Raw genomic sequence first — 20,615 nt, 5'->3', positions numbered from 1 at the left:
TTGTTGGCTGGACTCGGCTAATCGAATCACATACTTATGTATGCTCATCGAGATATCCTAGCTTGCCGCCTAGCTGCAATTCGAATTATTTAGAGTATTCACTCGTCGTATCTCGAACCGCAGCGTTGTTGGCCGCACTTGGTACCAAAAGTAGCCCAAGTCAAAGTATTTGGAGCTTAGGTTAGTTAATAAAAACAGTTTGCTACATTCTTTTTTAGCACAAAATTGACAGTTTATCTGCAAAATAACCGTCAGTTTTTTGTAAAATAATGCTTTCTTTGAGAAAGATATCTCAAAAAATTATAGTTAGGTCACTCTTTTTCTGCAAGATATGGGTCTTCGTAGCCTAATTCAGCCAGAATTTCGGTTTCTAAACTTTCCATTTCTTCTGCTTCATCATCTTCAATATGATCATAGCCTAAAAGATGAAGGCAACCATGAACGACCATATGAGCCCAGTGTTCTTCTGCCGTTTTTTGTTGCTCGATAGCTTCTTGCTCAACAACTTGGCGACAGATAATTAAATCACCGAGCAAAGGCAGCTCAATTTCTGGCGGAGCCTCAAAGGGGAATGACAACACGTTGGTCGGTTTGTCTTTGCCACGATAGGTTAAGTTTAAGTGATGGCTTTCGGGTTCATCAACCACCCGAATAGTGACTTCACTTTGTGCTTGAAATTTAGGCAAAACAGCTGTTAACCAACGCTGAAATTCGGCTTCAGGAGGCAAGCCTTCAGGGTTTTCGCACGCAATTTGTAAATCGAGAATAATGTCACTCATTTATAGATTTTCCTGCTTTTCAAATTGCTTTTGCTGTTCTTTTTCTTCACGTAACTGTTGGCGACGTTTATTGTCTTGTTCTTCCCATGCTTCATAAGCCATGACGACTTTGGCAACAACAGGATGACGAACCACATCTTCACTGTGGAAGAAATTGAAGCTTAAATCATCGACTTCGGAGAGCACTTCAATGGCATGACGTAATCCTGATTTACTACCGCGAGGCAAGTCAACCTGAGTAATGTCTCCCGTCACAACCGCTTTAGAATTAAAGCCAATACGTGTTAAAAACATCTTCATCTGCTCGATGGTGGTGTTTTGGCTCTCATCTAAAATAATAAAAGCATCATTCAACGTACGGCCACGCATATAGGCCAGCGGCGCGACTTCGATAACATTACGCTCAATCAGTTTTTCAACTTTTTCAAAGCCTAACATTTCGAATAGCGCATCATAAAGTGGGCGCAGGTAAGGGTCGACTTTTTGGCTGAGGTCGCCCGGTAAAAAACCAAGTTTCTCACCTGCTTCAACAGCAGGGCGCGTAAGCAGAATGCGGCGAACTTCTTGGCGTTCTAAGGCATCAACTGCCGCGGCTACCGCTAAATAGGTTTTCCCAGTTCCCGCAGGGCCAATGCCAAACGTAATATCATGGTCTAAAATATTGGCGATATATTGCGCTTGATTTGGGGTGCGTGGTTTGATCACACCACGTTTAGTCTTAATATTCACCGCTTTACCGTAGTCAGGAACGCTATCGGCGGATTGCTCTAAAACACGGCTATCCAGAATGGCTAAGTGAATATTTTCAGGGTCGATATCAGGGATAACACCGCGCACAGGCGCGGTATCAACATACAGTTGACGCAAAATTTTGCTGGCCGCTTGAACGTTCAGCGGCTTACCCGATAACTTAAAACGGTTATCACGGCGATTAATTTCGATAGCAAGGCGGCGTTCTAGCTGCTTGATATTATCGTCAAATGGCCCGCAGAGGCTCATTAAACGTTGGTTATCTGCGGGTTCTAGAAAGATTTCTTGTGTTGCGATTTGCAAATTTTTTGTCTCGGTCACTGAATATCCTATGGTTGTGGCTTAGGGCTGAAAACTACCAACACCTAGCTCATCTTCTTTACGGGTGCGTGCAATAACAGACTCTGGCGATTCATGAACGCGAAGACCCATTTGATCTTCTGTACGAATGACTTTACCGCGTAATGAGTTGGTATAAACATCCACAATTTCGACATCCACAAATTTACCAATCATATCCGGTGTACCTTCAAAGTTCACAACACGGTTATTTTCAGTACGTCCAGACAGCTCCATAACATTTTTACGCGATGTTCCTTCAACTAAGATACGTTGAATGGTTCCCACCATTTGGCGGCTGAAGCTTAATGCCTGCTGATTAATGCGCTGTTGCAGTAAGTATAGACGCTGTTTTTTCTCATCTTCCGTTACGTCGTCAGGTAAATCTGCAGCGGGTGTGCCAGGACGTGCGGAATAAACAAAGCTGTAGCTCATGTCAAAATTCACGTCAGCAATCAGTTTCATGGTTTTTTCGAAGTCTTCGGTTGTTTCACCAGGGAAGCCCACGATAAAGTCTGAACTGATAAGAATACCAGGGCGTGCTTCGCGTAGTTTGCGAATAATGGCTTTGTATTCAAGTGCCGTATGAGCACGTTTCATCATCGTTAGAACGCGGTCTGAGCCACTTTGCACAGGTAGATGCAAGAAGCTGACTAATTCTGGAGTATCGCGGTAAACTTCGATGATATCGTCAGTAAATTCAATTGGGTGGCTAGTGGTAAAGCGAACTCGGTCGATACCATCAATAGCTGCAACTAAACGCAGTAATTCTGCAAATGAGCAAATTTCACCATCAAAGGTCTCACCGCGGTAAGCATTCACGTTTTGACCCAGTAAGTTAACTTCACGCACACCTTGTGCAGCTAACTGTGCGATTTCAAATAGAATATCATCACAAGGGCGGCTAACTTCTTCACCACGGGTATAAGGCACTACGCAGAAGGTGCAATACTTATTACAGCCTTCCATAATCGAAACGAAAGCCGTTGGCCCTTCAGCACGAGGTTCGGGTAAACGGTCAAATTTTTCAATTTCAGGGAAGCTGATATCAATAACTGGGCTGCGTGTACCTTGAACTTGGTTAATCATCTCAGGCAAACGGTGCAAAGTTTGCGGGCCGAAAACGATGTCAACGCTTGGTGCACGTTGGCGAATAAAATCCCCTTCTTGTGAAGCGACACAGCCGCCTACACCAATAATAATGTCAGGGTTTTTGTCTTTAAAAAACTTCCAACGACCAAGTTGATGGAAGACTTTTTCTTGTGCTTTTTCACGAATTGAACAGGTATTAAGCAGTAATAAATCTGCTTCTTCAGCAATTTCAGTGAGTTGATAACCATGGGTATTTTCTAATAAAGAAACCATTTTGGATGAGTCATACTCATTCATCTGGCAACCCCAAGTTTTAATGTATAGCTTTTTATTCGTCGACATGTCGTATATCCGGTGTTTTCGAAGCGGCTAGTGTAATGGACTCCGAAACGCGTTGTAAATCCAAAGTCCTACCCTTTATATTTGGGAACTCGCATGCATTTTGATTAAGGACATCATTGTATGATGGGATAAATGCAAAGATATTTAAAATAATATCACCACACGAAATCTAAGGGCAGGCAATTTGCCTATTGTTTTAAAATTAGCACGTATTGTATTCATTTGCGGCATCAGTGACCAGAGGATGTTGCAAAATTGTGGTTGTTTTTTGTGCAAATTAAAGTGTTTTCGGCAAAATACACTGTTTGTAAGGTTATAAAGATGAAGGGCTCGAATAACCTCTAAGCCTTCAATGCTTATATTTCCTGTGAGGATCATCATTTTTCGGTACAATACCTTTATCAACGTGGTCACTGTTATCAAACAACAATCTTTATTAAACAATAAATAGTAGCGAACGTATGAATAAATTAATCGAATCTTATGATGTTGTCGTCGTTGGCGCAGGTATGACTGGCGCGGCAGCAGCATTGGGCTTTGCTCAAGAAGGCATGCGAGTCGCTTTGCTTGAAAAAGCACAACCTGCGGCCTTTGACCCACAAAGTGCTCCAGATGTTCGTATTTCTGCGATTAGCCGTGCTTCTGTTGAATTGTTGGAGCAATTAGGGGCTTGGCAACATGTTAAGACAATGCGAAGTGCTCCATATCGTCAGTTAGAAACATGGGAAGAGCCAGAGAGCAATGTGGTTTTTGATGCTCAGAGTCTTGGGTTGCCTGAACTTGGGTTTATGGTAGAAAACCGTGTGTTACAGCTTGCATTATGGCAAGAATGTGAAAAATACAGCAATCTAGACCTTGTCTGCCCTGCAAGACTTATCAATTTATACCAACCTAAGTCACAAGAAGAGTGGATATTAGCATTAGATGATGGCCGAGCTCTGCAAGCTAAGCTTGTTATTGGAGCTGATGGCGCGAATTCGCAGGTCCGCAAAATGGCAGGGATTGGTAGCCGTGGCTGGCAGTATCGCCAATCATGTATGTTGATTAGCATTCAAACACAGCAGTCTCAGCAAGATAAAACATGGCAGCAGTTTTTTCCATCAGGGCCTAGGGCATTTTTACCGCTGTATGATAATTGGGCTTCATTAGTCTGGTATGACAGCCCTGCAAAGATTAGGCGTTTACAAGGCATGTCAATGGAACAGTTGACGGGAGCGATTTCTGAAGCTTTCCCTGCACGTTTAGGGCCTGTTACCGCAATTGCGTCAGGGGCATTTCCACTGACTCGTCATCATGCTCGTCGCTATGTAATAGATGGATTAGCATTGATTGGTGATGCCGCTCATACCATTAATCCATTAGCGGGGCAGGGAGTGAATTTAGGCTACCGAGATGTTGATGCGTTGTTGAAAGAAGTGATTTACGCGCGCGAATACATACAACCTTGGCATTCCCTTGATGTATTGAAGCGTTATCAACGCCGTCGTTTGCCTGATAATTTAATTATGCAAGCTGGAATGGACGTATTTTATATGGCATTTAGTGAAAAGTTACCAGGATTGAAAATAGTTAGGAACCTTGGGTTGATGGCGGCACAGCGTGCTGGAGAAGCGAAAAAGCTGGCGTTGAAGTATGCTTTAGGTTTATAGAAATTATCTTGAATATAATAAATAGGCCGCTAATTAGCGGCCTATTTATTATTAAGTGAAGAAGTTATGGTTATTTATTATTAGCTAAATCAACCGGCTGAATATTACTTGTGTCTGTATTGATGCTGTCATCTTCAGTAATCACTGAATCTAATGTTTCATTTTTTGCTGAAAATGCATGAGCCAGTTTTTCTGTGTCGAGTTCTTTTTCCCAACGCGCAACAACGATACACGCACATGCGTTACCCACTAAGTTAGTTAATGCACGGCACTCAGACATAAAACGGTCGATACCTAAAATAAGCGCCATACCTGCGACAGGAACGCTTGGCACCACCATCAGTGTGGCTGCTAAGGTAATAAACCCTGCACCCGTCACACCAGCTGCACCTTTTGAGCTTATCATCGCAACTAACAGCAACGAAATTTGTTGCCAAATAGTGAGCTCAATATTAGTGGCTTGGGCAATAAACAATGCAGCCATCGTCATATAAATATTCGTACCATCAAGATTGAATGAATAACCCGTTGGGATAACTAACCCGACAACCGATTTTTCACACCCTGCATGCTCCATTTTGCGCATTAAGCTTGGCAGTGCCGCTTCGGAAGAAGAGGTACCTAAAACTAACCATAGCTCGTCTTTGATATATTTAATTAGCGCAATGATGGAGAAGCCGTTGTATTTAGCAACTGCACCCAGAACAAGTAAGACGAACAACAGTGAGGTAATATAGAACGTCATAATCAGCATCATTAAGTTGCCGATAGAGGATATTCCATATTTACCAATAGTAAATGCCATTGCGCCAAATGCCCCGATAGGTGCGAGTTTCATGAGCATCGCAACCATTTTGAACACAGGCTCAGAGAAGTTTTGTAGTAGTTTTACAATGGGCTCGCCGTGTTTACCTGTTGCAGCTAATGCTAATCCGAAAATGACAGCAATAAATAGAACTTGCAGGATGTTGCCGTTTACTAATGGACTAATGACGGTATCAGGGATGATATTCATCAAGAAGCCAACTATCGAAGATTCGTGTGCTTTTTCAACGTAGGTGGCAACTTTAGTGCTATCAAGGGTTGCCGGATCAATATTAAGGCCTGAACCTGGGCGAATGATATTCGCGACGATAAGACCGATGACGAGGGCGATGGTCGAGAAAGTGATGAAGTAGAGCATCGCTTTACCTGCGACGCTACCAACGGCCTTCATGTTTGACATGCCAGATATACCAGTAACAACAGTTAAGAAGATAACTGGCGCAATAATCATTTTAACGATTTTGATGAATGCATCACCAAGCGGTTTTAATGATTCTCCAATGTCTGGAAAAAAGTGGCCAAGTGCGATACCCAGAACGATGGCTACGATTACCTGAACATATAAAATCTTATATATTGGTTGCTTTATCATGTTTCGCATAAATTTTCTCTGTAAAAATGTTGCGTTTGGCAATTTATAATTATTAGGTTTAAAACTTTTATTAGAGTTTCTGAGAACTAATTTAGTTGGAATGGAAGAAGGGGCTGAATCTATTAGTACCAGAGGTTGATAATAATTTAACTGGTAATAATCATACCTAACTACAATTCGAGCGCAGATTACCACTTTCAGCAGTTATAGAGAAATGATTGAAGTCACATATTTGATAGAAAAGTTATGCAAACGTAAATTTTATGAGCTAAATGTTGCTTTAATATCACTTTAAGCGATTAAGCTATTGGTTATCCGATAATATTGGAATTAAATAAATAAAGAAACTACCAAAAAGTCATCATTTAAGCTAAAAATAGAGATAGAAATATAAAAAACAGTAGAGATGAAGCCTCAACCTATTAAAAAATGGAGTTATCTGCTATTTTTTTATTTTTTATTTAATTTATCAATAAAATCGATAAGCAAAATTAAGATAGTTTAGGCAGAGAAAGAGAGAATAGGCGTTAATTTAAGTGATATTGAAAAGAGAATGGCTGGGGTACCAGGATTCGAACCTGGGAATGCCAGGATCAAAACCTGGTGCCTTACCGCTTGGCGATACCCCAACAAAAGAAATGGTAGCTACGACGGGATTCGAACCTGTGACCCCAACATTATGAGTGTTGTGCTCTAACCAACTGAGCTACATAGCCATATATAATTTCTTTGAAATGAATTGTGCAACTCTAGGTAGGATAGTAGATGGCTGGGGTACCAGGATTCGAACCTGGGAATGCCAGGATCAAAACCTGGTGCCTTACCGCTTGGCGATACCCCATCCGGGAATTCTACTATTGATTGTTTTAAGATGGCTGGGGTACCAGGATTCGAACCTGGGAATGCCAGGATCAAAACCTGGTGCCTTACCGCTTGGCGATACCCCAATCTTAAATTCAATGCTACCGAGAAGGAAAATGGTGCGGGAGACAAGACTTGAACTTGCACACCTTGCGGCGCCAGAACCTAAATCTGGTGCGTCTACCAATTTCGCCACTCCCGCAAATAATGGTGGCTATGACGGGATTCGAACCTGTGACCCCAACATTATGAGTGTTGTGCTCTAACCAGCTGAGCTACATAGCCATCTTTTTTTGCATAACCTTCGTCGGCGTTGCGGGGCGCATTATGCTAATTACAGACCCGACAGTCAACAGCTTTTTGCACTATTTTTTAGAAAACGTGACTGTTTGTTTGTTGAATAATCATTTTGTCGATAAAGCCAGCAAAAAACAAGCCCGTATTTGAAAAAAATCACTTTTTGTCTTAGACGCTAGATAAATGTAATTTGGTTATGGTGTGAAATAAAACAGCGAAAGAGCTAAAAAATTTGTGTGGGGGAACAAAACGGAGGAATGGGGAGTATGCTAAAAGTGATGTATGGAATGCAGCGTTCAGTTTATAGACAATAAAAAAGCAGGTATCTCAACCTGCTTTAAAAAAACACGCCAAAAATTAGCTTTCAAACAGTTTTTGTAATAATTCACCATTGAGCATCGCGCGTTTAGTGAGTGCGAAAGCGCCTATTGCCGAGTTATGAACTAGCTGCGATGTGACGATGGGAAGATTCTCTCTAAATCCTTTTAAGGCTTGTGTATCAATGCAGCTTTGAATTGCGGGTAACAGAATTTGTTCTGCTTCTGTGATATCGCCTGCAATAACGACTTTTTCAGGGTTAAATAAGTTTATAGAGATAGCTATCGCTTTACCGATTTGCCGGCCAACGTGCTGGATAACTTCCGTAGCAAGAGGATCTCCCTTATTAGCGGCTTGGCAAATATGGGAAATCGTACAAGTTTCCAATGTAAGGGAGCTCGAATAGCCTTGTTCTAAACGCTGTTTTACGCGGGCTTCAATCGCTTGGTTTGAGGCAATGGTTTCTAAACAACCAAAATTACCGCAATGGCAAAGTTCGCCAAGAGGGTCAACTTGAATATGCCCAATTTCCCCGAGGTTACCTCGATGGTTGAGTAATATCTCTTTATTGATGACTAAACCCGCCCCTGCGCCTCTGTGGATGCGAACTAGTAGAGAGTCTTCGCAATCACGAGTAGCACCAAAATAGCTCTCAGCGAGGGCTAGGCTGCGAATATCATGCCCTGCATAACAGGTAATTTTAAAGTGTGCTTGTAAATTGTCGATGAGATGCCAATTGTCGACCTTGATATGTGGCATGTAGTAAACAATCCCACTATTTGGGTTAACTAGTCCAGGGAGAATAATAGAAATCGCGATCAGCTCTTTTAAGCGCTTGTGATTGTGCTCAATAAAATCTTCAAGAGCGGCAATCAACTTTTGTTCTACGGCTTGCTGAGAAGGCTCTGTGATAGGGTAATGGGCATCGACAATCATTTTGCCACCTAAGTCGTATAAGGCGATGGTGGCATCATAGCGCCCTAAGCGGACGCCAATCGTGTGAAAATTTTTGTGTTCAGAAACAATAGATATGGCACGACGGCCTCCAGTAGAGGCCTGTTGGTCAACTTCTTTAATTAAACCACGTTCGAGTAACTGGCGAGTGATTTTAGTCACACTGGCTGGGGCAAGTTGGCTTTGCTCCGCGATTTGAATTCTTGATATCGGGCCATGTTGGTCAATTAAACTATAGACGACAGCGCTATTTAGTTGTTTGACGAGATCAATATTACCAATTTGCTTCAGCGAGTGGCTTTGATTCATTAGCTAGTTACTCATTTTTTGTAGACTTCTGCTCCGTTAACATAGGTTGCAAGGACGTCGAAGTCGTGGTTAAACGCGGTTAAATTCGCAATTTTACCCGGAGCAATAGACCCTAAAGTCTCATCAACTCCAATGGCTCTTGCGGGGTAGAGCGTTGCCATTCTCAGTGTTTCATCTAATGGAATACCCACGTACTCTACACTGTTTCTCACTGCTTCTATCATGGTGAGTGACGAGCCGCTGAGTGTGCCATTTTCATCTACACATAATCCATCGCGGTAGTATATGGTTTTACCCGCGAAGATAAAATGATCCATTTCACCAGTTTGAGGATCTATTCCTGCCGGCGCTGTGGCATCAGTCACTAAAATTAATTTATCACCTTTTAAGTGCTTACTATTACGGATATTTGCCCACTGAACATGTAAGCCATCAGCAATAATTCCTGCATACACTTCAGGAGTGTCATAAATAGCACCAACTAAACCGGGGCCACGGCCTGAAATATATGGCATGGCGTTGAAAAGATGCGTTGAAAAGCGAATTCCGGCTTTAAAGCCCTGTTTAGCCTCTTCATACGTTGCATTTGAATGCCCAGCAGAAATAACAATGCCGGAATCTTTCAATTGATGAATGTAATCAAGTTCAACCATTTCAGGCGCTAAAGTGATTTTAGTGATGGAGTCTGCATGAGCAGCTAAATAATCAATCATCTGCGCGGATGGTTGGCGGATAAATTCAGGGTTATGTGTGCCTTTTTTAATAACATTAATATATGGGCCTTCTAAATGGAGCCCGAGAGCTTGGTTCTTGTGGTCTTTTAAGTACTCAGTCATGACCTCAATACCATGCTTCATCAATTCGTCAGAGCAGGTAATCAGCGTTGGCAGGTAACTGGTACATCCTGTACGCTCATTGGCTTTTTGCATGATATCCAAATTCTTTAATGTGACATTTTCTTTATTATCATTGAATTGGACACCACCACAGCCGTTGACTTGCAGGTCAATAAACCCTGCAGATAACGTCGCACCTTGTAGGTCATGTTGTGGAATATGGGAAGGTAATTCAGAGACAGGACAAACATCTTTGATGATTTCACCATCAATGACGACCGCATGGTTATCCAGTCTTTCATGACCTGTATAAATAATGCAATTTGTTAATGCATACATGGCTTAAAACTCCTGACCTCTGGAAAGTGGGTCACCGATCAGCCTTCGCTGATCGGGTGATTGATAAATATAATCTTAGTTAAACTTTTCAATAATTTCAGATTCTAGCTGTTTGAAATATTTAAGCGTTTTAACTTTTAATTCGAGTGTTGCGGGTTCATCACAGACGACCAGTGCTTTTGGGTGCATTTGCACGCAGCTCACTGTCCACATATGGTTAATTGAACCTTCAACTGCGGCATGAACTGCGTTCGCTTTATTCGCACCCGTTGCAAGTACCATTAACTCTTCAGCATCCATTAATGTGGCGACACCGACAGTTAAAGCAAATTTTGGTACTTGATTGATATCATTATCAAAGAAACGTGAGTTAGCTTGGCGCGTTTCTGGTGTCAATGTTTTAATGCGGGTGCGTGAGTTCAATGAAGAACCGGGTTCATTAAAAGCAATGTGACCGTCGTTACCTACGCCGCCCATAAATAAATTAATTTTGCCGTAAGATTTAATTTTATCTTCATAACGTTGGCATTCCGCATCAACATCTGGGGCATTACCATTCAGTAAATTAATATTTTGCGCTTGAATGTCGATGTGGTTAAAGAAATTTTCATGCATAAATGTGTGATAGCTTTGAGGATGATTAGCTGGAATACCAATATATTCATCCATATTAAATGTTACCACATGCTTAAAACTAACTTTTCCTGCGTTATATAAAGCAATCAGTGCTTTATAAGTGGCAAGAGGGGTACCGCCTGTTGGTAACCCAAGAACGAAAGGGCGATCAGCAGTAGGGTTGAATGCGTTGATTTTGTCAGCGATATACTGTGCGGACCAAATGCCAACATCATGCGCATTATTAAGTGGAATTAGCCTCATGTCTCAATTACCTCTAATAAGTCTGTGAAATCTTTCATGTATATATGTATCCCTGATGTTATTCATTAGATATAGGAATACTCGTTATACTTCAAATTTATTGTGCATTATCACTTGGTTGACATGCTATTTTTGTTTCAGGACATGCATTCAAGTGTGCTGAGAATATACAGGTTAATAGTACAAATAAGTTATTTTTAATCATAAAATAAGTTTTCGATAATAGCTAGTAATTTAGTCATATCAGTAACTCTTTCGTTGACATTTATCACAAATCGAACCTATTTATTTTGCATCGCGAAACAATTAATTTAGACTATGAAATTGATACTCTCAATAACCTAAATTATGATTTAGGTGTGTGAACAATAAGATCCCGTAAATGGGGCAAAAATAGGGCGATAAAGGGGGAGTTTGTGAATATTCTTAGCTACTTACAGCGGATTGGTAGGGCACTTATGGTGCCAGTTGCTGTACTACCAGCCGCAGCAATCCTGATGGGGATTGGCTATTGGATTGACCCAGATGGTTGGGGAGCCAATAGTGCAATCGCAGCGTTACTGATAAAATCGGGTGCGGCTATTATTGATAATATGTCCGTACTGTTTGCTATTGGTGTTGCTTATGGAATGTCAAAAGATAAGGACGGTGCGGCTGCGCTGACCGGTTTTGTTGGCTTTTTAGTCGTGACAACACTGTGTTCGCCGGCATCTTATTCCATGATCATGAATGTTCCGTTGGAAAGCGTTCCTGCGGCATTCGGTAAAATAAATAACCAATTCGTGGGTATCTTAGTTGGGGTATTGTCTGCTGAATTGTACAACCGCTACAGTGGCGTAGAGCTACCAAAAGCGTTGTCTTTCTTTAGCGGTCGTCGCCTCGTGCCGATTTTGACATCATTCTTAATGATCATCTTAGCCTTCATTCTGATGTATGTTTGGCCGGTGGTATATAATGGTTTGGTTTCTTTCGGTGAAAGCATTAAAGATTTAGGTTCTGTGGGAGCGGGTATTTATGCCTTCTTCAACCGTTTATTAATTCCTGTTGGTCTACACCACGCACTTAACTCTGTGTTCTGGTTTGACGTTGCTGGGATCAATGATATTCCGAACTTCTTAGGCGGCGCTAAGTCAATTGATGCCGGCTTGGCAACGGTAGGTATCACTGGTCGCTATCAAGCAGGCTTCTTCCCAATCATGATGTTTGGTTTACCTGGTGCGGCATTAGCGATTTACCACTGTACTCGCCCGGAAAACAAAGCCAAAGTGGCTGGTATTATGATTGCTGGTGCGTTTGCGGCATTCTTCACCGGTATCACTGAACCACTTGAATTCTCATTCATGTTCGTGGCGCCAATTCTGTACGTAGTCCACGCATTGTTAACGGGTATTTCGGTTTATATCGCAGCAACAATGGAATGGATTTCAGGGTTCGGTTTCAGCGCAGGTTTAGTCGATATGTTATTGCAATCACGTAACCCATTAGCCGTTCAGTGGTATATGTTGATTGTTCAAGGCTTAGTCTTCTTCTGCATTTACTATGTCATTTTCCGTTTCATGATCCGTAAATTCAACCTGTTAACACCAGGCCGTGAAGAGAGCGCAGGTGATGAAACGATTGATGGTTATGACGAAAGCATTAGCCCTGCCGATAACAGTGACAGCGATATTCAAAAAGAAGCTCGCCAATATGTTGCAGCGGTTGGTGGTAGTGATAACATCGTCAGTATTGATGCTTGTATTACACGTTTACGTTTAGGCGTTAAAGATTCAGCAGTTGTTAACGATGCGATGACTAAACGTTTAGGCGCTTCAGGTGTTATCCGCTTAAGCAAACAAAATGTGCAAGTGATTGTCGGTACACGTGCTGAATTGGTCGCAAAAGCAATGACTGAAGTAATTGCAAAAGGCCCTATTGCCGGTTCTGCACCAGTTGCAGCAGCAGAAGAGAAAAAAGCCGCAGAGCCTGCGAAAACAAAAGGTAATGTGATTTTATCTCTGGTTGCGCCAGTCAGTGGTCAAGTGTTCTCCCTTGACGATGTGCCAGATGAAGCGTTTTCTAGCCGCATTGTGGGCGATGGTATTGCCATCAAACCAACAAGCAGCGAAGTGTTAGCGCCGGCGTCAGGTACGGTGGTGAAAATTTTCGAAACTAACCACGCATTCTGCCTTGAAACAGAAAACGGTGTTGAACTCATTGTTCATATGGGGATCGATACGGTTGCACTGAAAGGTGAAGGTTGCGCACGTTTAGTGGAAGAAGGTGCTGAAGTAACCGCTGGCACACCAATCCTGAACTTAGACCTCGCGTTCCTTGAAGCCAATGCTAAATCAATGATTAGCCCTGTTATCATCAGCAATATCGATGATTTTTCTGGCGTCGAAATTTTAGTTGAAGGTGACGTGAAAGCAGGTGAAACCGTTATTTATAATGTTCTGAAATAATTCAGTTTAATATTATAAGTGAGTAAGAGGGTGGCTTAGGCCACCCTCTTTGTTTATGCAGCTTAAATAAGAAAAAGATAATCATATAGGGCATAACAAATAATGATAATCACTATCAATTGAGTCCAGTGTATAAAGAAAATATAATTAATTGTTAGCTTTGTGGAGAGGCTGAAATACGAGAGTAATTAAAATAAAAGCGCCTAAAAGCAATATAACAAAGTATCTATAAGGAGAAAAAATGGGATTAAAAATTCATCTGGTTTGGTTTGATAAACAAACAGAAGAATATGTTGGTGAAGAGTATTCTCTTGACTTAGGGGATGATGGTAGCATTATAGAAAAAACTATTAACCCTGAAGAAAACATTATTAATAATGGTTGTTTTGATGTGCTTTCTGATTGGGCCTCTAATCTTCAAAAGCATATAAAACATAAATTTAAATTTAATAAATATGATTATCAAGTTTCATTCGATTATCGAGAAGAATGGTAATTATTTATATTTATAAATTATTAGTAAATCATTTAATTTGCTTTTTTTATGCAGGTTAATATTTACCCATAAAAATGGGGGTTATATAAAATAATTGGTAAATAATTTATTTATTTAAAATAAAGGTAAAAATCTGTAGAAATATTAGGGATTTATTCAAAGTAATAACATAAGGAATATGTATTATGACAGAGTCAATAAAGCACCTACAGATCCATAAACTAGAAGATATGAATATTCATAGAAACTTAGGCGCAGGTCATGACCCGATGCAGATAGGGCCACCCAGCATAACCATTCATGTGGCGCCTAAAGGTAGTCCAATTTACAATCAGTTAGGAGAAGACACGGGGAATACATCACAATGGGGACATACCTATATTAGTATTCGAGGCATTAATCCTGTGACACATAATTATGAACAAATTAGCATGGGACTTAGTCCAGGAGAAGATTGGGGGTCATCAAAAGATAATTTGTCTTTTAATGATCATGTTCGTTATAAAAGTGCTTCCACATTGACGATAACATCAAATAATCAACAGTTTTTTAGTCATTTCAATAATCTATATACGGCTATGCATGATTATAAAACAGGAAAAACGCAGCCTCCGAATTATAATCCATTTAGTTTAACTGGGGAAAAAACGTGCGGTAAATTTGTTCAGTCAGAGCTAGAAAAAGCAGGCATGCAAGGTATTAATATCCCCTTTTGGCCTGATGATGCTTATGAGAATTTAGACAATTTGGCTGATGATTACGAAACACCATTAGTAATTGATTTAGGTGGTAATGGTGTACAAACTTTAGTAGATAGTTTTGGCGTTGAATTCGATTTTAAAGGAAATGCAATTAAGTCGCGAACAGGCTGGGTACACCCAGATGATGGATTACTGGTGTGGGATAAAAATAAAGATGGCATGATTAATTCAGGTAACGAATTGTTTGGTAACAATAGCCTACAGATTAGTAATACACGACTGAAAGATGGCTTTTCTGCTTTATCTGAATTGGACAGTAATACTGATAGAATTATTAATTCAAGTGATAAGTTTTGGTTGGAGTTAAAAGTCTGGCAAGATAAAAATTCGGATGGTATTAGTCAATTCCATGAATTAACAAATTTAAGTAATATGGGCATTAACGCAATTGAGTTGAATGCAAATGAGCTCAATTTTTATGATGAGAATGGTAATTTCCATAAATTAATGGCTAAGGTAAGTTGGGATAATAATAAGCAAACTGAAGTCGTTGATGTATTATTTCACCAGCGAGCGAATACGATTAATTTACAACAAAATTTTAATCAACTTATTGATAATATGGTTGGTTTTTCATTCCCCTCAAATGATGACTGTATCTTTTTAATTGCAGACACCATAACAAGCTATCCTCATGCAACTTCACTCTTTACCAATGATTTAGGAAAAATCTCGTGAGGTTGCTTTCATGGTCTATCGTTATAGGAGCGTTCATTATCGGGACTCCAACTTGGGGAGGGAATACAAATCCTCCTTTAATTCCAACTGTAAGAGATCGTCTATATACCATTGGGTATAATGAAACAGAACTACGTTATGACCCAGACCTACCTAAAAAAGTTTCTTATCCTGCAAACCAACAGCAAGTGCTTGAGTTATATCATCGGGCATTAAAAAATAATAATGAAGATGATAATTATGCCTTATTTTCTTTTTTCAGAATTGGTTGCACCGATTTTAAGCATTTACATAATGTGAAAGCTGCAAAAGAAGAGTGTGCACTGGCAAATTTCTTTTTGAAGAGAGTATTAAAAATTAATTCTAACAATGGGTTAGCTCTGTTATTTACAGGGGTAAACTATCAGCATGGTAATGGGGGGGAAGTAAATATGCCAGAAGCAATTTCATATTATGAACGAGCTTACCACCTTCATGGTAATAAGGTAATTGTAGCAGGAAAAAATCTTTCGACGATTTATTTACATGGACTCGGCGGGATCCCTCAGGACTTTAATAAAGCTAAATACTATTTAGAAATGGCCGCAAGAGATAACCCAAAGGGGCAAGATGCATATTACCTCAAGAATTTTGATACATATGTTGATTTACTTAAAATATCAAATGAAGGTGATAAATGTAAGCAACAAAACTCTAATAACCGTATCTGGGTAAAAGAATGTAATGATAAAGTAGAAAAGAAAATAGAAGCGTACTTAAAAAAACATAGAGGAAATCAGAAAGAGAAAGATGCGATTGGTTAATTTACCAAAATTTTATTTTATGACTAGTATGAAAGGTAGTTATGAATAATACGTTAAAAATAGAGTGTAAAAACACTCTATTTTTCGTATTAAAAAATTGCATTTATTAATAACATTGGCGAAATCTCAAACAAGGTTGTCAAATCTGCATAAGCAAGGGGCTTTTTTCATCGATAAGATATTTTCTCAATGACTGATGAGGAATTTTCTGTGGAACTGCTTCTGTGCTTATTTGGCTTTATTTCGGGGATCACCACCGCACTATTTGGTTTTGGTGGCGGCTTTATCACCGTTCCACTGTTATATGCGCTAATTACCTTAGTATGGGGGCCACAAAGCGATGCAGGAACTGTGGCGATGCAAATCGCGGTGGCAACATCCACTTGCGTGATGATTTTTTCATCAACATTATCAAGTCGCGCTCATTATTTAAAAGGAAATCTCAGCTGGCCAATTATAAAGCCATTTATTATCCCTATTTCAGTGGGGGGGATATTTGGAGCGATTGTGGCGTTATCGGTAGATAATGCATTAATTCGTTGGATATTTATTGGCTATCTCATCATCACTATTTTAGATTGTTTTATTCGTCCCGGTTTTATGAAGACAGAATCTACGGGGATACAACTCTCTCGTGGTGGTATTTTTGCAGATACTCCGATTGGTGTGGTGATTGGCGCGGTAGCGGCATTTTTAGGTGTTGGTGGCAGTGTGATGACTGTTCCATTAATGCGGCGCCGTGGTGCCAGTATGATCCAAGCCGCTGCCTTTGCGAATCCATTGACATTACCAATGGCGATCACGGGTACATTAACCTATTTTTATTTCGCTATTGATAAACACATTGACCTCGGATCGGGCTTTCTGGGGATGATCTATATCAAAGGGGCATTAATTTTAATTGTGACATCGTGGCTAGGGATACGTTTTGCTTCTTTATTAATGCCTTACCTTAGCGATAAACGTCATGCCCAAAGTTATCCACTACTGTTACTCGTGGTTTTAGCTGTTATGTTACTGGTTTAAAATCGCGTATTTCGGTAGGCAAAAATGAGGTTTTTGTCCTAAATTCCTTCTGATCATCGCTTTTGCCGCACTTGGCGCAATCAAACGGTTGTTTCCTGATTGATTATGGTAGAATATATTTAGTTACTACACGCTTTTAGCGCGCTTTTGGCATTGAGGAATGATGACAATGAATGAGGCAGATGCTCGCCCAACAAATTTTATCCGTCAGATCATAGATGAAGATCTGGCGACCGGAAAACACACGTCAGTGCATACGCGTTTTCCACCTGAACCGAATGGCTATTTACATATTGGTCATGCGAAATCAATCTGCTTGAATTTTGGCATTGCCAAGGATTATCAAGGCCAATGTAATTTACGTTTTGATGATACCAACCCTGTAAAAGAAGATGTCGAATACGTTAACTCGATTCAAGAAGACGTTAAATGGCTTGGTTTTGAGTGGAGCGGTAATGTTCGCTATTCCTCTGACTACTTTGATACCTTGTATCAATATGCAATTGAGCTGATCAAAAAAGGCTTAGCTTACGTTGACGAGCTCAGCCCAGATCAAATTCGCGAATATCGTGGAACATTGAAAGAGCCGGGTAAAAATAGCCCATACCGTGAGCGCCTTATTGAAGATAACTTAGCATTATTCGAAAAAATGCGTGCGGGTGGCTTCGAAGAAGGAAAAGCGTGTTTACGTGCGAAAATCGATATGGCATCCCCATTTATGGTGATGCGCGACCCGGTTTTATATCGCATTAAATTTGCGGAACATCACCAATCTGGCAATAAATGGTGCATTTACCCAATGTATGACTTCACGCATTGTATTTCTGATGCATTAGAAGGTATTACACACTCTTTATGTACCTTAGAATTCCAAGACAACCGTCGTTTATATGATTGGGTATTAGACAATATCACTATTGATTGCCATCCACGTCAGTACGAGTTTTCTCGTCTGAATTTGGAATACACGGTGATGTCTAAGCGTAAATTAAACCAATTAGTCACTGAAAAACACGTGCATGGTTGGGATGACCCTCGTATGTTAACCATATCAGGCTTACGCCGTCGTGGTTATACTGCAGCCTCTATCCGTGAATTTTGCCAACGTATTGGTGTGACAAAACAAGACAACAACGTTGAAATGGCCTCTTTAGAGTCCTGTATTCGTGATGATCTGAATGAGTCAGCACCACGTGCTATGGCGGTTATTGACCCAGTTCGTGTGGTGATTGAAAACATGCCAGCGGGTGAAGAGATTTTAACAGCGCCAAACCATCCAAATAAACCGGAGATGGGAACGCGCCAAGTGCCATTTAGCAATGAAATTTATATCGACCGTGCAGATTTCCGTGAGGAAGCGAACCGCCAATATAAGCGTTTAGTATTAGGCAAAGAAGTTCGTTTGCGTAATGCATACATTATTAAAGCAGAGCGTGTTGAAAAAGACGCAGATGGTAACATCACAACCATCTACTGTACTTATGATGCAGGCACATTAAATAAAGACCCAGCAGATGGCCGTAAAGTGAAAGGCGTTATTCATTGGGTAAGTGTCGCTCACGCATTACCTGCAGAAATTCGTCTGTATGACCGTTTATTCACTGTGCCAAACCCAGGTGCAGAAGACGATTTCTTATCGGTTATCAATCCAGATTCACTGGTTATTCGTCAAGGTTTTGTTGAGCCGAGCCTGAAAAATGCCGTGGCAGAAAAAGCGTATCAGTTTGAACGCGAAGGCTATTTCTGTGCGGATAACAAGTTAAGTAGTGCAGAACATTTAGTCTTTAACCGGACTGTGGGGTTGCGTGATACTTGGGCGAAACTCGAAAATTCTTAATTTGATGTCCCCGTCATACTTTGCACCACAGGGGTGTTGGCTTCATTAAGTTACTCGAGTCACATACTTATGTATGCTCACGGGATAACTTAATTTGCCGCCTACCTGTGGTACAAATTATTTAGGGGCCAGATCGAGTATTAGCACAAAAAACGCTGACAAATAAATGTCAGCGTTTTTTATAGTAATCTACAAAGCCTACAAAATCTGAAGAACTTATTTGGATTTGCTATCCACTTTTTCTTTTAATAATTCATGCAGATATTCATTCGCGGAAGTCACATTACCTTGCGCATCTTTAACTTGATACTCTTCGCCAGTAATGGACGATTTTGAAGCTACGTTATCAATAAATTGTTCTACAGTTTTGAGACGTTTTTCTGTTTTACGCAGTTTTAATCGCAAATGAGACTCTGCGTCAGCGGCAGAATATTCAGTGCCATTACGTGTAAAAGTAAGGTTTTGTTGTTTACCAAGCTCAGCTAATAATGATTCAGTACGCATTTTTTCTTCAGGGCTTAACGCAAGGGCTTGAGTAGTCACAAAAACACTTAAAAAAAGGACTAAAGCAGATGAAAAACGGTTTGATAGTTGGGCTGTGAGTGATTGCACGAATTTCTCTCCATAGAAAAAAGGTGAGTAAATTATAAGCAGTCTTTTAATTTAAACTATCGGTAAGATTCCTAGAATTCAATAAATGGTCATCTGTTAAGGCATAAACCGATAACCAATTCCTGTTTCGGTTAATAAGTGAATAGGGCGTGCTGGGTCATTTTCTAATTTTTGCCGTAGATGGCCCATGTAGATGCGTAAGTAATGATTATGTTCCACATAATTAGGCCCCCAGACTTGCAGTAATAAGTGCCTCTGAGTTAATACTTTACCGCTGTTAGCCACGAGTTCACTGAGTAAACGAAATTCAATCGGGGTTAGATGAAGTTCTTCATTTTGTTTAGTCACGACACGATTAATAAAGTCGATGGTAATATCCCCAAACTGGCATTTTGAGTTTTCTTGAGTGGCTTTGCCGAAGCGCCGTAAAGCCACTCTAACTCGAGCCAGTAACTCACTAATTCCGAAGGGTTTTGTGAGGTAATCATCAGCACCTGCATCCAATGCTGCCACTTTTTGTGATTCTTCTTCACGAGCGGATAAAACAATAATCGGAATACTACTCCACTGACGTAGATCACGAATTAAATCAAGCCCATCACCATCGGGTAAGCCAAGGTCTAAAATTAACAAATCAGGTTGTCGCGTACCGGATTCAATGAGGCCGCGTTGGTAATTTTCCGCCTCAAATACCTTCCAGCCTTCACCTTCCAGCGCTAAACGAACAAAGCGGCGGATTTCTTTTTCATCTTCAACAACCAGAATTTGATGGCTAGTACTCACAATATTGTTAATCC

Annotated in this window: 16 protein-coding genes and 6 tRNA genes; 7 read left to right on the top strand and 15 right to left on the bottom strand. The window is 40.5% G+C overall.

Annotation, left to right across the window (positions count from 1 at the left end; translation table 11 throughout):
• Nucleotides 1–311: 311 nt before the first annotated feature.
• Genes ybeY through miaB form a run of 3 tightly spaced genes read right to left on the bottom strand, consistent with a single transcriptional unit; the run spans nucleotide 312 to nucleotide 3,302 of the window.
• Entirely contained in the window at nucleotides 312–779 is a 468-nt protein-coding gene (ybeY, locus tag FVA69_RS15705) for an rRNA maturation RNase YbeY (protein WP_004908987.1), read from the bottom strand.
• Nucleotides 780–1,832, bottom strand: a complete 1,053-nt coding sequence (locus tag FVA69_RS15700) for a PhoH family protein (protein WP_004908988.1) — start codon at nucleotides 1,830–1,832, stop codon at nucleotides 780–782.
• A 39-nt stretch (nucleotides 1,833–1,871) separates the two neighbouring features.
• Nucleotides 1,872–3,302 carry a tRNA (N6-isopentenyl adenosine(37)-C2)-methylthiotransferase MiaB gene (miaB, locus tag FVA69_RS15695; RefSeq protein ID WP_004908990.1) on the bottom strand — a complete coding sequence of 477 codons (1,431 nt, stop codon included), beginning with the start codon at nucleotides 3,300–3,302 and terminating at the stop codon, nucleotides 1,872–1,874.
• 461 nt (nucleotides 3,303–3,763) lie between these two features.
• Between miaB and ubiF the strand changes: the two genes are divergently transcribed.
• Nucleotides 3,764–4,951 carry a 3-demethoxyubiquinol 3-hydroxylase gene (gene ubiF, locus FVA69_RS15690; RefSeq protein ID WP_164529088.1) on the top strand — a complete coding sequence of 396 codons (1,188 nt, stop codon included), beginning with the start codon at nucleotides 3,764–3,766 and terminating at the stop codon, nucleotides 4,949–4,951.
• A gap of 70 nt (nucleotides 4,952–5,021) precedes the next feature.
• On the opposite strand, the gene FVA69_RS15685 is transcribed toward ubiF, so the two are convergent.
• The 10 genes from FVA69_RS15685 to nagB form a co-directional block, all read right to left on the bottom strand.
• A complete protein-coding gene (locus FVA69_RS15685; protein WP_109912839.1) occupies nucleotides 5,022–6,377 on the bottom strand; it encodes a dicarboxylate/amino acid:cation symporter in 1,356 nt (451 codons plus the stop codon).
• A gap of 545 nt (nucleotides 6,378–6,922) precedes the next feature.
• Nucleotides 6,923–6,997: transfer RNA gene (locus tag FVA69_RS15680), tRNA-Gln, on the bottom strand.
• A 10-nt stretch (nucleotides 6,998–7,007) separates the two neighbouring features.
• Nucleotides 7,008–7,084 (bottom strand) — tRNA-Met (locus FVA69_RS15675).
• A gap of 50 nt (nucleotides 7,085–7,134) precedes the next feature.
• Nucleotides 7,135–7,209: transfer RNA gene (locus FVA69_RS15670), tRNA-Gln, on the bottom strand.
• A gap of 31 nt (nucleotides 7,210–7,240) precedes the next feature.
• Nucleotides 7,241–7,315 (bottom strand) — tRNA-Gln (locus FVA69_RS15665).
• A 31-nt stretch (nucleotides 7,316–7,346) separates the two neighbouring features.
• Nucleotides 7,347–7,431, bottom strand: a tRNA-Leu gene (locus FVA69_RS15660).
• 6 nt (nucleotides 7,432–7,437) lie between these two features.
• A tRNA-Met gene (locus tag FVA69_RS15655) sits at nucleotides 7,438–7,514 on the bottom strand.
• Nucleotides 7,515–7,883: 369 nt separating this feature from the next.
• Complete coding sequence (nagC, locus tag FVA69_RS15650) at nucleotides 7,884–9,107, bottom strand: DNA-binding transcriptional regulator NagC (RefSeq protein ID WP_115167741.1); 1,224 nt, start codon at nucleotides 9,105–9,107, stop codon at nucleotides 7,884–7,886.
• Between the two features lie 11 nt (nucleotides 9,108–9,118).
• Nucleotides 9,119–10,282, bottom strand: coding sequence for an N-acetylglucosamine-6-phosphate deacetylase (gene nagA, locus FVA69_RS15645; protein WP_123382157.1), 1,164 nt, complete (start codon nucleotides 10,280–10,282; stop codon nucleotides 9,119–9,121).
• Between the two features lie 75 nt (nucleotides 10,283–10,357).
• The gene (gene nagB / locus FVA69_RS15640; RefSeq protein ID WP_004909001.1) at nucleotides 10,358–11,161 is read right to left on the bottom strand and encodes a glucosamine-6-phosphate deaminase; all 804 of its coding nucleotides are present in this window, start codon (nucleotides 11,159–11,161) and stop codon (nucleotides 10,358–10,360) included.
• Nucleotides 11,162–11,577: 416 nt separating this feature from the next.
• Here nagB and nagE point away from each other — a divergent pair, with 416 nt between their 5' ends.
• The 6 genes from nagE (at nucleotide 11,578) to glnS (ending at nucleotide 19,206) form a co-directional block, all read left to right on the top strand.
• The gene (nagE, locus tag FVA69_RS15635; RefSeq protein WP_164529087.1) at nucleotides 11,578–13,605 is read left to right on the top strand and encodes an N-acetylglucosamine-specific PTS transporter subunit IIBC; all 2,028 of its coding nucleotides are present in this window, start codon (nucleotides 11,578–11,580) and stop codon (nucleotides 13,603–13,605) included.
• A gap of 241 nt (nucleotides 13,606–13,846) precedes the next feature.
• A complete protein-coding gene (locus tag FVA69_RS15630; RefSeq protein WP_004909005.1) occupies nucleotides 13,847–14,101 on the top strand; it encodes a colicin E3-like toxin immunity protein in 255 nt (84 codons plus the stop codon).
• Nucleotides 14,102–14,286: 185 nt separating this feature from the next.
• A complete protein-coding gene (locus tag FVA69_RS15625) occupies nucleotides 14,287–15,540 on the top strand; it encodes a hypothetical protein (RefSeq protein ID WP_164529086.1) in 1,254 nt (417 codons plus the stop codon).
• Complete coding sequence (locus tag FVA69_RS15620; protein WP_241254165.1) at nucleotides 15,537–16,343, top strand: sel1 repeat family protein; 807 nt, start codon at nucleotides 15,537–15,539, stop codon at nucleotides 16,341–16,343. Before FVA69_RS15625 ends, FVA69_RS15620 begins: the two co-directional genes overlap by 4 nt.
• Nucleotides 16,344–16,553: 210 nt before the next feature.
• Nucleotides 16,554–17,369: a sulfite exporter TauE/SafE family protein gene (locus FVA69_RS15615; protein ID WP_110732271.1), complete on the top strand. Its 816-nt coding sequence runs from the start codon at nucleotides 16,554–16,556 to the stop codon at nucleotides 17,367–17,369.
• A 169-nt stretch (nucleotides 17,370–17,538) separates the two neighbouring features.
• Nucleotides 17,539–19,206: a glutamine--tRNA ligase gene (glnS, locus tag FVA69_RS15610; protein WP_004909016.1), complete on the top strand. Its 1,668-nt coding sequence runs from the start codon at nucleotides 17,539–17,541 to the stop codon at nucleotides 19,204–19,206.
• Between the two features lie 216 nt (nucleotides 19,207–19,422).
• Here glnS and FVA69_RS15605 read toward each other — a convergent pair whose 3' ends face one another.
• Both FVA69_RS15605 and kdpE read right to left on the bottom strand, forming a co-directional pair.
• Nucleotides 19,423–19,818, bottom strand: coding sequence for a DUF5329 family protein (locus FVA69_RS15605; protein WP_109912835.1), 396 nt, complete (start codon nucleotides 19,816–19,818; stop codon nucleotides 19,423–19,425).
• A gap of 96 nt (nucleotides 19,819–19,914) precedes the next feature.
• Nucleotides 19,915–20,601: a two-component system response regulator KdpE gene (gene kdpE, locus FVA69_RS15600; protein ID WP_004909034.1), complete on the bottom strand. Its 687-nt coding sequence runs from the start codon at nucleotides 20,599–20,601 to the stop codon at nucleotides 19,915–19,917.
• Nucleotides 20,602–20,615: the final 14 nt, after the last annotated feature.

The organism is Providencia sp. PROV004, assembly GCF_011045615.1.
Taxonomy (GTDB): domain Bacteria; phylum Pseudomonadota; class Gammaproteobacteria; order Enterobacterales; family Enterobacteriaceae; genus Providencia; species Providencia rettgeri.
The sequence above is the reverse complement of the archived record's forward strand: the minus strand, read 5'-3'. Positions and strand labels throughout refer to the sequence as shown.